This is a genomic window from Rhodococcus sp. T2V (genome assembly GCF_029269925.1).
Classification (GTDB): Bacteria; Actinomycetota; Actinomycetes; order Mycobacteriales; family Mycobacteriaceae; genus Rhodococcus_F; species Rhodococcus_F koreensis.
This window is the reverse complement of the sequence record NZ_JARJBD010000156.1, coordinates 1-14,417: the sequence shown is the minus strand read 5'-3', so window position 1 is coordinate 14,417 and position 14,417 is coordinate 1. Positions and strand designations below refer to the sequence as shown.

Sequence of the window (14,417 nt, the reverse complement as noted above, 5' to 3'; positions counted from 1 at the left end):
CGGGGCAGGTCCGCGAGTTCGACGCCACCATCACCGAGCAGCACCCGGACGAACGGGTGGCCTGGAATTCCGACTCCGGACCCAACCACGCCGGGGTCATCACCTTCCACCGACTCGACGACGAGAAAACGCGGGTGACCGCCCAGATGGACGTCGACCCAGAAGGATTCGTGGAGAACGCCGCCGACAAGCTCGGCGTGCTCGGTCACCGAGTCAAGGCCGACATGAAGAAGTTCAAGGACTTCATCGAACACCGCGGACACGAGACCGGCGGATGGCGCGGCGAGGTCGACCGACCCACCCCCTGACCCGATCGAAGGACGGAATCGCAGCGCACCGCCCTACCCTCCGAACAATCGGAAACCGCCTGGGCGGCGACGGAACCGGCTCTGCAGCGGCGTTCAGAGTGCAGTGGAAGTCCTTATGTCCACAATCGTGCCCACGGCACAATCGAGCAGGCCCGAGACTGCCCCGAAAGGCGTCGCGCTGGGTCGGCGCGTGCCCGTAGCACATCAGCTGCTCGAAGAAGGAAGCGCATGAGCGTGTATTGCACGCATAGAACGGCCAGGGGGTAGCACGGTGATCACGTTCCTGAGGCCTCGGTTCGGGCGCCGCTGAGAGGTCCATGTGGGCGCGGCCGAACGGGCGCGCCGGATCCGTTCCGATCGGTTCTAACTCGCGTGCGGGCGGAGATCCCGATTCCGGGAAACCGTCGACTCGGGCGGACCTGCCGGCCGAGTTGGCTGTTCCCGGGAACGGCGCAGGCTCTCGGACATCACCCGTTGCCACCACAGGTCCAGCGGACTCGGATCCGGCCACCGAATCGGATCGTCTTCGAACCCGACATCAGGTCCATCGCAGCTGTCGGGGTCCTCTTCGATGCGAGACACAATCTGTACACCCTCTCGGTCACCGGAACCACGTTGTCACTTGCCGTCCGGTTACCCGCAACAGCGTGCGACTACCCCACGCCGTGGTGCGACGGCTGGGCCTGTCGGGCACTGGCCCGAGAAGATCGAGGCCCGTGCGGTCGAGGGCCACCACGACCGCCGAATCCGTTCGATCGTTTGACGGGTCCGTGCCGTTCCCAGTGGGGGCGGTTGCACCAGCTACTCAGCTGAACTGGCGCAGCCTCGACGGCTCCGAGGGTCCGGAACATCGGAGGGTCTGCCGAGTGAGTACCCCGTGCTCCGCCGGCACACTCGAGGCCGGGGCGTCGCTCGGTTACCGACCGGGGTGACGGCGTGCGTAGGCGTTGTCTACCCCGGGAACACTGCTAAGACAGTGGGATATACCGGCTGCGGCAACAGGTCAGCCGGCCCGTCCGTAGGGTGAGCGACAGCGACAGAAAGAGGACGACGTGGCGGACGAGGACCGGCGGCATGTCCTGTGGCGGGCGGTCTCCGGCGCCGCGGGCAGCCCCGGACAGGGGACGTGGGGGCGGTCGGTGTGCCGCAACTGCGTGGCGGCACTGACCGGGATCGACGCCGCGGCGTTGACGTTGCGGGCGACCGCCTCGGCCCAGGACCTGCTCGGCGCCAGCGCCGACTGGGCGGCCCTGCTCGAGGACCACCAGTACACCCTCGGCGAAGGCCCCGGAATCTCGGCCTTCACCCAGGGCGACCCGGTGCTGATCGACGACCTCGCCGCGGCGGATCACCAGTGGCCGGCGTTTACCGACGCGGCACAATCGGCGGGCGTGGCGGCGGTGTTCGCATTTCCGCTGCAACTCGGCGCCATCGCGCTGGGCACCCTGGATCTGTATCGGCGCACGCCCGGCGCGCTGTCGCCGATCGCGGCCGCCGAAGCTGCCGCGTTGGCCGACCTGATCGCGCTGGTCCTGCTGACGAAGGCGGATCGGGCGCAGACCACCGACCCGGACTGGATCCGCCGCACCGGCTCCTACCACGATGTGCACATCGCCACTGGGATGCTGGCCGCCCGCCAGCACATCAGCCTGGCCGACGCGTTCACCCGGCTGCGCGCACATGCGTTCGTTCGCGGTCACACCGTGCTGGACGTGGCCCGCGACGTCATCGCCCGTCGCATCGATATCAACGAACTGAGTGAGTGAGATCATGGGTTGTGAAGGAGGTGATCGCATGCCCGAGAGCACGTCGGCCCCGTCGTCAGCCTTGATCGACGCGGTCTCGGAGATCACCGGTGCGCTCGTCGACGGGCACGCCGATAGGGGTGCGGTGCTCTACCGCATCACCGTGATCTGCGCGGATCTGCTGTCGGCGGCGGCGTCGGGAATCATGATCGTCGACCCTCTCGGCGGTCTTGCGGTGGTGGCCGCCTCGGACGAGCAGGCCCGGCTGGTGGAGCTGCTGCAATCGCAGAGCGAGGAAGGGCCCTGCCCGGAGTGCATCCACACCTCCGAGGTGATCGCCGTGCCGAACCTGGACACCGATGCCGACCGCTGGCCCGAATTCCGGACGGTGGCCTCCGAGATCGGCTACCGAGCCATTCTGGCGGTGCCGATGATCCTCGACGGGCACACCGTCGGTGGTCTCAACATCTTGTTCACCGAACCCACCGCGTTCGAACACGAACAACACCGTCGCGCGAGGGTTTTCGCGGATCTGGCCTTGCTGGAGTTGACCCACGAGCGCGGCGAGCATCGCGCGGGCCGGCTGTCGGAGCGAACGTTGGCACTGCTCAACGACCGCACGCGCCTGGGGCAGGCCACCGGGATCGTCGCCGGCGCCCTGGACATCACCCCCGGCCGGGCGCACGCACTGATCGACGATCACGCCCACCGTCTGGGCGTCCCGCTGCGCACCCTGGCCCGGTCGATCACCGACGGGACGGTCCGTCCCACCGAAATGCTCGATGCCGAGGCGCAGCGCCCCGACGGCCGCTGACACCGCCTACATGCGCCGACCGCGAACAGGACCGCGGGCATCCAAGGACCGGATGACATGGCGGCAGCCACCCGTTCAGTGCCGCCGGTCCGGTCCGAGGTCGACGACCTTTTCCGCCACCTTCGCCAGCGGAATGTTGGACTGCTGGGACAGTTTGGTGAGCATCGTGAAGGCCTGGTCCGCGCCTATGTCGAAGCGTTCCATCAGCATGCCCTTGGCCTGACCGATCAGGTCCCGGCTGACCACGGCGGACCGCAACTGCACCTCACGGCGGTCGGTGATGATCGCGATCGCCGCGTGCGCCGCCAGCACTTCGCCGATGGCGACGGATTCGTCGTCGAACGCGTGCGCGGTCATCGCGAGCACGTTCAGGGCGCCGACGACGTGGGTGCGGGTGTAGAGGCGGAACGACACCACGCTGCGAACCCCCGAGTCGACGGCCTCCCTAGTGAACTCCGGCCACCGGGTTTCGTTCTCCAGGTCGTCGCTGCGGACGACCTCACCGTCCAGGGCGGCCTCGACACACGGGCCCTGACCGTGCCGGGCCTGCACCGCGTCGAGGTCCGCGGGCAGCGCGCAGGTGGGGGCGAGGGACCGGAACTTGTGGCGGCCGCTGATGGTGAGGATGTCGGCGCTGCCAGCGCCCGGGATCAGCTCCACCGCGGCCTGGGTGATCGCGTGCAGGGTGCTGTCGAGATCGGTGGGGGCGGTCCAGGATCGGGCCACCTCGGCCATCATCGCCCCGAGGCCGGCGTGATCGAAATCGTTCATCGCACATCTCCTGCGCATCGCTCGACTCCGGTAGGCGCGACGCGTCAAACGGGCGCCGCGGGCATGCGGCACCGATCGAGCACGCCCTGCGTCCCACTTCGAACACTACGCCGCCACCGGCGCGGTGCCGCACCGAGCGGCCGGTAGGATCGAGTCGTTTCCGGTAGAACAGCCTGCCGCCCGTTCAGCGGCAGGTCGGATGCATCTGCGGCGTAGCCGACAAGGATCACCCCTGATGCCCCACTATTTCGTTGACGACCAGGACGAGGTCACCCACCGGGTCGACGCGGTCGCGTCCGCACTCGACGACCTACACCGTCGACTCGGCTCGCACACCGAACAGGCTCCGGTGCTCCTCGAGACCGCCCGGGTGCCGGGATTCCTCGGACAACTGTGCCAGTGGGCCGTGGACACGATCCCCGGGGCGCAGATGTCCGGGATCACCGTGATCGGCGACGACGGCACCGTGACCACCCCCGCGTGCAGCGACCCGCGGGTGGTCGACGTCGACGCCGACCAGTACCGCACCGGGCAGGGCCCCTGCCTCGAGGCCGCCGCCACCGGTGTGGTGGTGCGGGTGCGCATCGACGAACTTCCCGAGCGGTGGCCTGCCTTCGCCGCGGCCGTCCGTGGGCTGGGTGTGCGCAGTTATCTGTCCGCGCCGCTGCGCCTGGACGGCGATCATGTCGGTGCCCTGAACCTCTACGGAACCGACGACCACGGCTTCGGTGACCTGGACGTCGCGCTGTTGAGGATCTACACCACTTTCGGGGCCGCGGTTGTCGGGCTCTCCCGTGATGTCGATGCTGCGCTGGACGAGGTCGCCGGTCTGCGCACGGCCATGGCCAGCCGTGCGGTCATCGAACAGGCCAAGGGTGCTCTCATGTCCAGCAGGGGGTTGTCCGAGGACGCCGCGTTCACCGTCCTCGTCGAGGTGTCCCAACGCGAGAACGTCAAACTCGCCGCCGTCGCCCGCCGCATCGTCACCTCGTTCGGCGACCGCACCTGAACCTCGACAGGACAACGTGGGCAGGTGACGGTGTCGGACGAGGTCAGCGGTGTGGGGGACGGAGGGGGAGGGTCCGGGGGATGGTCCGGTCCTGGCTGGGGATAGTCGGGGCGTGTGCGGTTCGGGGTCCCCGACATCGGTTCGCTCGGCGCAGTTGCTCGATCGTCGAGGCAACCGCGGGTGCGCCGCCGCAACGTAAGGGTCCGGTCGTGCGACGAACGATGTCCCGGAAGGGCATTCACTCCACGACCGGGTGGCTCGCGGTCCCGCAGACCGCTCGACAACTCTCGGGCGACCAAGGTGAAGGCAGCACCGGCCGGATCTGTCATGTCCACGATCGACCCGAGAGCCCTCCGCCGAGGTGCCACCTGACGTCCACGTCCATGGCGGAATGGATTCGATTGGGGTGCCAGGTCTTCGGAACATGGACACCGCAGTCACCGAAATAGTGCCACCAAAGTTCTCGGTGGAAAGAATGCTTACTATTCGGGAACCCGAGTCGCCTTGTCGCCTTTCTTGGCGGCAGCTGCCTTCGTGCGGACCTTGTTCGCCGGTTGCTTGGCGACGGGTGTTTTCTTGGCAGGGGGCGTCTTGGACGGTGCCGGTGCGGTGGCAGCAACCTTCTTCGCGGGCACCGGGTTTGGGGTTATTTTGGTGGCAGCGGTCTTCTTCGTCGGCGCCTTCTTCGCGGGCGCTTTCTTCGAAGGTGGCTTCGTCGCGGGCGGCGCCTCAGACCCGGCCTTGGCGGTGGCCTGAGGTTCCATCTCGAGGCCCCCTTCGGGTTCCTCCGCTGTGTCCGTCTGCCGCTGCAACTTGTTGTTCGTCCAGGACCTGACCCCCTCTCCCGCGTCCCGAAGAACCCCGACTGCATTTCTGGCGACGCGCGCTGCGCCGCTGCCAATGTTCATGGCCGACTCCGCTGGCCTTTCTGCCACGGCCGCCGACGAACGAGCGGCCTTCTCGGACGTACCTATCACCGGACAGGCTACGTGGATGTGAACGAGCGAGCGGTCTCTCAACCATCCCACCCCGAATCCTCCGGTGCGGCACAATTTTTGGTCGGTTACTTCCCGTAGGTGGCGAACAGGCGGTGCAGGGCTTCGTCCCAGTAGCGTTGGCGGTGCCGGTCGAGGATGCGGGTGCACCAGGTATGCAGGCCGGCGATGAGAGCGGTGGCCAGGGCGAGGGCACCGACGAGGGCTGCGGCGGTGTTGCCGGCGACTTCGGGACCGGTGATCTCGGGACCGGCCCAGTTGCCGGAGGAGTCGACGAGGATGCTGGTCTGGGTGTGGGCGGAGACCCCCGCTGGTAGTTCGATGGTGCCGGTTCGGGGGTCGCCGGCCCAGTGCCAGGTCGCGGCGGCCAGGACGGGATCGGTGCGGGAGTCGAGGCGGGCAGCCGGTCTTAGGAGTGCCGGTGCCGGTGTCGGGGCCGGGGTCGGGGTCGGGGTCGGGGGTGATGGTGGCAGTCACCGGGTGAGTGCGGATCTGTTGGTCGGCCGCGCGGGCGTTTTCGGCGTCGTAGACCCCCGCCGTGACGCCGACGGTGAGGACGAGCATCAGTGCGGCGACCGCCGCGAGCAGCAGCTGCAGTCGGACGGCCAACCGGTCCACGGGACGGTGAAAAGGTTGCCGACGGTCGGCGGAGGGCGCGCCGACCGCCCTCGCCGCACGTCGGCGGCGTCTGAACCCCATCCTGATTCCTCCCTCCCTCGCCACTGCGCACCGGTGTGGATCCGCGGTGCTGGTTGCAGGGTGCCCCGTCGTCGGTTCCCGCACACTGCCCGCCGGACCCGGTGTGGTGCCGCGGTGGGCCTTTTGCGGGTACTCGACTCCGTGACCGTGACCGTGACCGAGACCCCGTGACGAAAAGGTGGCGACGTGACCGAAAACCCTGACACGGCGCAGAGACGCGACCGCTGGCCCTTGTCACCGGCGCGTCGCGCGGTATCGGTCTGGAACTGGCGAAACTGTTCGTGCAGGACGGCTAGGACCTGGTCGTGGTCGTGGTCGTGGTCGTGGTCGTGGACTCGGACGCACTGGATTACGCGGTGATCGAACTCGCCGCGCCGAAAGCGACGATCGTCCCGGTGCGCGCCGACCTGCAGACCGAGGCCGGTGTGGCAGCGGCGTACGCGGCCGTCGGGACGGACGGTCGGCCACTGGCCGCGGCGGCGCTCAATGCTGGTGTCTGTCGCGGCGGGTCGTTCGTCGAGACCTCACTGGCCGACATCCTCGCCGTCCTCGACCTCGACGTCCGCTCGACCGTGCACCTGGCGAAGCTGGTCCTCGACGACCTGACCCGGCGGGGCGCGGGCAGGGTGCTGTTCACCTCGTCGGTGGCGTCGACGATGCCCGGCCCGTACCAGGCGGTGTACAACGCCTCGAAGTCGTTCGTCCAGTCGTTCAGCGAGGCGCTGCACAGCGAACTGGCCGGCACCGGTGTCACCGTCACCGCGCTGATGCCGGGCCCGACAGACACCCACTTCTTCTCCCGGGCGCATGTGGGCGACACCGTGTTGGGGCGGGGCCCGAAGGACGATCCCGCCGACGTCGCGAATCAGGTTACGACGCGATGTGGCGCGGTGAGCGGAAGGTGGTCGCCAGTTCGGTGCTGTCGACGGTGATGGCCGCGTTCGGTGCCGTCACCCCCCGACGGGGTCACGGCCGCCGCCCACAAGGTTCTCGCCGAACCCCGCTCGGGAATGGCGTGCCGTTTGGTACGCAGATCGGGTGGGTAGCCGCAGGCACATGGTCACCCACACGAACCCGTCCGACACCGCCCCCGCCGCACCACGAGCCGAGGGGCCGATCCTGACCGGGTGGGAAGCGGTGCGGGTGGCGACCGCGCTGGGCTATCCGGCCGTCGCCGCCGGGGTCATCGCGCGTCGCCGCCCGGTGATGGCGGTGCTCGAGACCGTGCGCGCCGACGACACCACCCTGGAGACGGTGCGCGCGTTGCGCCGCAGGTTCGGCTCCGGCCCGGTGCAACTGCGGTTGCCCGGCCGTCGGCTGGCGGTGGTGCTCGACCCCGAGGGCGTCGCCCGCGTGCTCGCCGAGTCCCCGGATCCGTTCACCCCGGCCAACCGGGAGAAGAAGAGCGCCTTGAGCCCGTTTCAGCCGCGGGGCGTGCTGATCTCCGGCGGACACCTGCGCCGGCAGCGCCGCGACTTCAACGAAGCCGTGCTCGACACGTCGATGCCAGTACATCACCTCGCTCCGGAGATCGTCCCGGTGATCGCCGAGGAAACCAACACCCTACTCGACCTGGCCGTGCGGTCCGGCCGACTCGATGCCGGCCAGTTCACGCAGATGTGGTGGCGGATCGTCCGCCGGATCGTGTTCGGTTCCGCCGCCCGCGACGACGAGACCCCCACCGACCGGCTGTGGCGGCTACGCGGAATCGGCAACTGGTCCTACCTCTCGCCGGACCGTCCCCGGCTGCGTGAGAAGTTCTTCGACGATCTCTACCGCTACGTCGGGCACGCCGAACCCGGCTCCCTGGCCGCCACCATCGCCGCCACGGACGCAGGCGGGGCCGTCGATCCGGTCGGGCAGATGCCGCACTGGCTGTTCGCATTCGACGCTGCCGGCATCGCCTGCAGCCGGGCTCTGGCCCTGCTGGCCACACACCCCGACGAACGCCGACGCGCCGAAGCCGAGGTCGAGGGCGCCGACCTCACCGAGGTCCAGCAATATCGGTACCTGCGGGCGGTGATGCTCGACTCGGTGCGGCTGTGGCCGACCACCCCGGCGATCCTGCGGGATTCTACCGAGGAGACCGGGTGGGGGCCGGACGGCCGACGCTTCACCGTCCCGGCCGGCGCCGCGTTCCTGGTCCTGGCCTCCGCATTCCACCGGGACGGCGCCACCTTGGAATTCGCCGACCGGTTCGTCCCGCAGATCTGGTTGGACGGGCGCGCGCAGTCATATCCGCAGCTGGTGCCGTTCAGTGCGGGCCCGGCCGAGTGCCCGGGCCGCAACCTCGTCCTGCTCGTCACCAGCACCGTGATGGCGCACCTGCTCGCCCGGGTTCGCTTCGAGCTGACCTCGGTTCCCGGCTTGAGTCCGGACCGGCCGCTGCCGACGACGCTGAACAACTTCGGGCTCAGGTTCGCTGTGCACCCGCGCTGACGTGCAGCACCGACGAGGAAACCCCGTTCGGCATCGACGGGATCGACCACGTCGCCCCGCCCGGACGCCGGTGCGGCCGTCACTCGGGCGGTGATTCGCCGACCGGGGCGTGGGGTAGTCGGGTTCTGTGCGGCTCGGGGTCCTCGACATCGGTTCGAACTCGGCGCAGCTGCAGATCGTGGAGGCCACTGCGGGTGCGCCGCCGCTGCCGCTGCACGCGGTCAAGGCCGCCACCCGATTGGGCGAGTCGATCGGTGCCGATCAGCGCCTCGACGAGGACGGGATCGACCGGATCAGCCAGGCCGTGACGCAGACGTTGGCGGCGGCACACCGATACGAGGTGGACGAGATCTACCTGTTCGTCACGGCCGCCATCCGGGACGCGGCGAACCGGGACGAGATCCTCGACCGCATCGCCGCCGAGTGCGGACTGCGGCCGCAGTTCCTGACCGGGCTGCAGGAGGCGCGGTTGACGTATCTGGCCGTGCACCGCTGGTACGGGTGGCGTGCGGGCCGGCTGCTCGACATCGGCATCGGCGGCGGGTCGATGGAGATCGCGCTCGGCCGCGACGCCGTCCCGGAACTGGCGGTGTCGTTGCCGCTGGGCGCCGGCCGGTTGACCCGAGGATTCTTCGACGCCGACCCACCCCCACGCAAGCAGGTCAAGGCGCTGCGCCGGTATGTGCGCGACACCCTCCGCGAGACCGCGGACCGGCTGCGGTGGGAAGGTGAACCGCAGTTGGTGGTGGCGACGTCGAAGACGTTCAAACAACTGGCCCGCCTCGCGGGGGCACCGTCGCAACGCAAGGGCCCGTTCGTGCGACGAACCGTGTCCCGGAAGAACATCCACGACTGGGTGCCGCGGCTGGCCGCTGTGCCGGCGGAGCGCCGCGCCGGGTTGCGGGGTGTCTCGCCGTCCCGGGCGGGGCAGATCCTCGCCGGCGCGATCGTGGCCGACGAAACCCTGTGCGCCCTGGACGTCGCTGCGGTGCAGGTGAGCCCATGGGCGCTGCGCGAGGGGGTGATGTTGCATTATCTGTCCACGGTGACCGACCCGCGGGACGAACTGCCCCTGCATCCACTGCGCCCGCTGACCCCCACCGCACCCACCACCGGCGCCACCGTCACCGCCCTGCCCGCGTCCGTCACCTCCCACGCGTCCACGCGCGGACAGTGACTTCGACGATGCATACGAACCGGGTCGCCTCGGTGCCCGCCTCACATGTGTATGTGCGGCATCTGTGCGACCCGGACGGCGCCGAGGCGGTGGTCCGGTTGCCCCACCCCGCGCCTTCGGACAGGGGGACCGGCGAACCAATGGTAGGCGAATAACACTGCGGGATGAGCCGCCGCGTGAGCATTTCCGACGGACTGTTCTCTGCTGCCCTTCGCCTCTGTCGGGTTTCAACTCTCGCTGGTGGGTTAACCGGTCACCATGAGCGAGCGAAACAGTGGATCCAGCGAGTCGGAGAAGCCCTACGACCCCGCGAGCGACCCTGATGCCGATCCAGAGAACATCACGTCGACCACCCATCAGCCGAACCAGGCGGAGGGTGCTGACGACGAGGACGAAACCCCGTGAGTGGTGCCGCCCGGAACCCGGTCCACCTCGGCACCGGATCGCGTCCCTGTGGCGAACACCGGCGGTGCCGAGTTCGACAGAGGGGAGCAGTACCTCGCCGACCTCGCCCACACCCGTACGTGCAGGCGAACTGGCGCGACAGCAGGCACCTTGTGCTGTGACCGCGCTCGGTTCCCACGAGACTCATCGAAATGGCCGCGAGCCATTCGATACGCGGAGGGCTGGTGTCAGTGGTGCTTGTCGGTCGGAATTGTCTCTACGCCCGGTGGCGGGGACTCGGCTCGGGCGAGTTCGGCTACCCGGCCCGCCAGTTCGTCGGTCAGAGTGGTGTCGGGTTCATCGCTCGCCGCACCCGTGAACGTGGCGAGGACGGAGGCCGCGGCAGAGGCGGTGCCTGTGGGCACGGACTGCACGCGCCGGGGCGGCGAATCGATGGCTTCGAGGTGCTCGGCGAGCACGTCGCTGTCGAGTTGTTGCGCCGCCTTCTTGCTCAGTTCAGCATTTTCTCCGGTCGCGGACTGGGAAACCGTTTCGTCCTCAGCGGCAGTGACACTCGATACGGGGGCGTTGGTTCGCTGGGGTGCGGTGTCGGTGAGCCGATGGGCAGGGTCCCGGGGGCCCAGAACGGTCCCGACGACACCATCGAGCAGGCAGAGGCAGTCCCGATAGAGGCGGCGGACAGGTGAGACGGGTCCCAGGCGTGCGATTACCTGGTCGTCGATCAGATGGAGGGGGTAGCGCACCATCGTGTACTGCACGCGGAGAATGGTCAGGGGTAGTGCGGTGAGGATGTTCATGAGGCCTCGGTGTTCGGGTGACAGGTCAGGACTTGGGGGGTGTCACCGCCGGGGGTTTCGGCGGCAGGTCGCACCAGTGTGGCTTCGGCGCGTGCCTCGAGGGTCGCAAAACCACCCGCGGGGTAACCCCTTTTCGCTCGCAGCTCCCGCCCGTGGACGAGTGGCCGGATCAGTCGTGACCCGCGGAACCCTTCCTCCCGCGTTTGTTGTGCAGGACGAAGGCGATGACGCCGACCAGGATGAGAATTCCGATGAGTTCCACAGCAAGCGGATACCCGCTTGGTGTGATCTCCACGCGGGACGGCGAATAGCAGCCCGTCGGTTTCCGTATCGCGTTCACTGCGTAAGTAGTTGCGCCCGTCGAGTCCGGTCGTTGGTGGGCTTCCCGGTCTCACCAGCGCGCGAACGAGGTGCAGGTTGCGCCATCACCGGTGCGGGTACACGGACGCTCAGCAGTCCCGGCGGCGACGAGGAGCACGTGTAGTGAAAAATCAGTCGGTTCCCACCATGACCTGTACCCCGCCGAACGGCCACCCCGTCCTCGCCCCGGCAGCGCGGCACGGCACGGCCACCGCGTCGTGCCGCACAGAGATGCTGGAGGCACTGTTCGCGGCGTTGCCGCAGCCGCTGTCTGTGTTCGACGACCAGCGCGAGGTACTCTTCGCCAACCCCGCGTCCGCCAACCTGGTCGGATATCGGGTGGAGCAACTGGTCGGTGACTATGAATGGTTGCTGTTGCCATCCGACACACCTCGATGGCGCCGATTCCTACGAGACACCCATGGCAGCACAGGCTCTCGCGCCACGTTCTTCCGACTCCGCCACCGCAGCGGCGACTGGTTGTGGGTCCGTGCCGCGGCATCCGCGTTCACGGTCGGCACAGCGCATCTGACCGCGGTGACGTGGCAGGACTGCAGCGGCGAGCTCTGTGAGGATCCGCGGACGATCGTCACCGGAGCCTGAGGCAATCCGATGTCGACCGTCACAGATCCTGGTCTCGAGCTCGTGGTGATCTATCGCGGGCCCGCGCTGCCGATACACACCGACCTGACCGGGCCCAGCGAACCGTCGTCAGCGGCGCAAGAATGTGAGTACCGATGAGAATCGCAGTGTTCGGTGCCGGATACCTCGGTGCGACTCAGGCGGCGTGTCTGGCGGAGCTCGGGCACGAGGTGGTGGGGGTCGATGTCGACCCGGCGAAGCTGGCGACACTCGACGCCGGGGAGGTGCCGTTCTACGAGCCCGGACTCGGGGACGTGCTCCGCCGCAACGTCGCGGCAGGTCGGTTGCGCTTCACCTCTTCGCACGAGCAGGCCGCCGCGTTCACCGGTGTGTATTTCCTGTGCGTCGGTACCCCGCAGAAGGAGGGTGAGTTCGCCGCCGACCTCGGGTATGTCGAGACGGTCATCGACACTCTCGCGCCCCTGGTCACCGGTCCCGCGGTGATCTTCGGCAAGTCCACCGTGCCGGTGGGGACCGCGCAGCGGCTCGGTGCCCGCGCCCGGGAGCTGTCACCGGCCGGGACCGGTCTGGAGGTGGCGTGGAACCCGGAGTTCCTGCGGGAGGGATTCGCCGTTCAGGACACCCTGCACCCGGACCGGCTGGTGCTCGGGATCGACCGCCACCGGCCCGGCCGGGCAGAAGAGGTGGCACGCGAGGTGTACGCGCAGCTGCTGGCCGAGGATGTCCCCTTCCTGATCACCGATCTGGCCACCGCCGAGTTGGTGAAGACGGCGGCCAACGCTTTCCTCGCCACGAAAGTCTCGTTCATCAACGCGATCTCCGAGGTGTGCGAGGCCGTCGGCGCCGACGTCACCGTGCTCGCCGACGCGCTCGGGTACGACGTACGCATCGGCCGCCGCTTCCTCGATGCCGGAATCGGGTTCGGCGGCGGGTGCCTGCCGAAGGACATCAGGGCGTTCATGGCCCGGGCCGGCGAACTCGGCGCCGACCAGGCCCTCACCTTCCTCCGCGAGGTCGACACCATCAACATGCGGCGTCGTAGCCGGATGGTCGAACTTGTCCGGCACACCTGCGGCTCGCTCCTCGGTGTGCGGGTCGCGGTCCTGGGTGCAGCGTTCAAGCCGGACTCCGACGACGTCCGGGATTCGCCCGCACTGAACGTGGCCGGACAACTGCAGCTGCAGGGCGCATCCGTGAACGTCTACGACCCGAAGGCGATGGACAACTCGCGCGCACTGTTCCCGACGCTCGGCTACGCACCGACCGCCGCGGACGCGTGTCAGGGCGCCGATGTGGTGTTGGTGCTCACCGAGTGGTCGGAGTTCCGCAAACTGCAACCGGGTGACCTGGATGCGGTCGTGCGCAACAAGGTGCTGATCGACGGCCGCAATTGTCTCGATCCCCAGCAGTGGCGCGGGGCGGGATGGACCTACTGCGGACTCGGACGACCATGACATGGACTTTCCTTCAAGCGCCCGAGTGGCTCTGGGGCAACGTGCCCGCTGCCGACTCGGAGACACATCCGGTCTGAGTGCGGCGCTGTTCGTGGCGATCACCGGCCACACGCCCTACGAACGGCACAGTGGTGAGTGGGGGATGACACCATTTTTCCGGATCGTCACCGGTCGCGCCCCCATCGGCCGGTCGACGTGGTCGACGACGGGGGTGGGGTGATCGAGCACGCGATGGCGGGGTGACCCGGCGACTGCCTTCGCGTCCGGGTATCCACTGCGGAAGGTGCAGCGCCGCCGCGCGGGTTGCCGGTCGACGAGATGGCGGTACCTTCGTGGGATGACCACGAACCGGGGTGGTGCCGTCGCGCCCCAAGTGGACGACATCGACTGCGCGCCAGGTTATTTTGTGGCACGGCGGGACGTTCGGGAGTGGGCGGTGCGCGATGTCGACCAGGTCCAGTGCCAGGGTTGCCTCACGTGGTCGGTGCAGCATCGCCGTGACGACATTTCCCTCGCCTCGGTGATGATCAGGCGCATCGTCGTCTGTCTCCGCCCCCACGGACACCAGTGGTCCACATCTGGAAAACGGTGACACCCTCGATGTCCCGGTCCACGATCACTTCAGTCGGTAGAAGGAGCCGCGGCGTTCGGGTGACAACGCTGCTGCACGCGCCCCACCACCGGGTGCGGAGGCACGCTGCCGGCATCGTTTCCCCTCGGGTCGGCTGGGGTACTTGCTGCAGTGGATTCCCGCGGCCGTGCCAGCCCGATCCCGGGCCCGAAATCTAGGTGAGGTGTGCCATGTCGTCCGATGCCATCGTGATCTTGAGAAATGACCACA

General features: G+C 68.4%; 14 protein-coding genes and 1 pseudogene. 13 read left to right on the top strand and 2 right to left on the bottom strand.

Features of this window, described 5'->3' with window-relative positions:
• The 3 genes from P3H15_RS50910 to P3H15_RS50900 form a co-directional block, all read left to right on the top strand.
• On the top strand, positions 1-308 hold a 308-nt coding region (locus P3H15_RS50910), incomplete at its 5' end, for an SRPBCC family protein (protein WP_276144307.1).
• A 1,052-nt stretch (positions 309-1,360) separates the two neighbouring features.
• Entirely contained in the window at positions 1,361-2,074 is a 714-nt protein-coding gene (locus P3H15_RS50905) for an ANTAR domain-containing protein (RefSeq protein WP_276144306.1), read from the top strand.
• Positions 2,075-2,102: 28 nt separating this feature from the next.
• The gene (locus P3H15_RS50900) at positions 2,103-2,867 is read left to right on the top strand and encodes a GAF and ANTAR domain-containing protein (protein WP_276144305.1); all 765 of its coding nucleotides are present in this window, start codon (positions 2,103-2,105) and stop codon (positions 2,865-2,867) included.
• Positions 2,868-2,942: 75 nt separating this feature from the next.
• Here P3H15_RS50900 and P3H15_RS50895 read toward each other — a convergent pair whose 3' ends face one another.
• Positions 2,943-3,638 carry a GAF and ANTAR domain-containing protein gene (locus P3H15_RS50895; RefSeq protein ID WP_276144304.1) on the bottom strand — a complete coding sequence of 232 codons (696 nt, stop codon included), beginning with the start codon at positions 3,636-3,638 and terminating at the stop codon, positions 2,943-2,945.
• Between the two features lie 235 nt (positions 3,639-3,873).
• Here P3H15_RS50895 and P3H15_RS50890 point away from each other — a divergent pair, with 235 nt between their 5' ends.
• From P3H15_RS50890 to P3H15_RS50855, 8 genes and pseudogenes are all read left to right on the top strand, one after another.
• Positions 3,874-4,647: a GAF and ANTAR domain-containing protein gene (locus P3H15_RS50890; RefSeq protein WP_276144303.1), complete on the top strand. Its 774-nt coding sequence runs from the start codon at positions 3,874-3,876 to the stop codon at positions 4,645-4,647.
• Positions 4,648-5,256: 609 nt separating this feature from the next.
• Positions 5,257-5,403, top strand: coding sequence for a hypothetical protein (locus P3H15_RS50885; RefSeq protein ID WP_276144302.1), 147 nt, complete (start codon positions 5,257-5,259; stop codon positions 5,401-5,403).
• A 394-nt stretch (positions 5,404-5,797) separates the two neighbouring features.
• Entirely contained in the window at positions 5,798-5,959 is a 162-nt protein-coding gene (locus P3H15_RS50880) for a hypothetical protein (RefSeq protein ID WP_276144301.1), read from the top strand.
• A 687-nt stretch (positions 5,960-6,646) separates the two neighbouring features.
• Entirely contained in the window at positions 6,647-7,273 is a 627-nt protein-coding gene (locus tag P3H15_RS50875) for an SDR family NAD(P)-dependent oxidoreductase (RefSeq protein ID WP_346348886.1), read from the top strand.
• 124 nt (positions 7,274-7,397) lie between these two features.
• Complete coding sequence (locus P3H15_RS50870) at positions 7,398-8,780, top strand: cytochrome P450 (protein ID WP_276144300.1); 1,383 nt, start codon at positions 7,398-7,400, stop codon at positions 8,778-8,780.
• 127 nt (positions 8,781-8,907) lie between these two features.
• Positions 8,908-9,957 (top strand): Ppx/GppA phosphatase family protein, encoded by a 1,050-nt coding sequence (locus P3H15_RS50865; RefSeq protein ID WP_276144299.1) that lies wholly within the window; start codon positions 8,908-8,910, stop codon positions 9,955-9,957.
• Positions 9,958-9,965: 8 nt separating this feature from the next.
• Positions 9,966-10,079, top strand: a pseudogene (locus P3H15_RS50860) (glycosyltransferase family 1 protein); the annotation flags it as partial.
• Positions 10,080-10,215: 136 nt separating this feature from the next.
• Positions 10,216-10,362: a hypothetical protein gene (locus P3H15_RS50855; RefSeq protein ID WP_276144298.1), complete on the top strand. Its 147-nt coding sequence runs from the start codon at positions 10,216-10,218 to the stop codon at positions 10,360-10,362.
• 227 nt (positions 10,363-10,589) lie between these two features.
• Here the strand turns inward: P3H15_RS50855 and P3H15_RS50850 are convergent, their stop codons facing one another.
• Positions 10,590-11,159, bottom strand: a complete 570-nt coding sequence (locus P3H15_RS50850) for a hypothetical protein (protein ID WP_276144297.1) — start codon at positions 11,157-11,159, stop codon at positions 10,590-10,592.
• Between the two features lie 483 nt (positions 11,160-11,642).
• Between P3H15_RS50850 and P3H15_RS50845 the strand changes: the two genes are divergently transcribed.
• Positions 11,643-12,122 (top strand): PAS domain-containing protein, encoded by a 480-nt coding sequence (locus P3H15_RS50845; RefSeq protein WP_276144296.1) that lies wholly within the window; start codon positions 11,643-11,645, stop codon positions 12,120-12,122.
• A 134-nt stretch (positions 12,123-12,256) separates the two neighbouring features.
• Complete coding sequence (locus tag P3H15_RS50840; RefSeq protein ID WP_276144295.1) at positions 12,257-13,576, top strand: UDP-glucose/GDP-mannose dehydrogenase family protein; 1,320 nt, start codon at positions 12,257-12,259, stop codon at positions 13,574-13,576.
• Positions 13,577-14,417 lie beyond the last annotated feature (841 nt).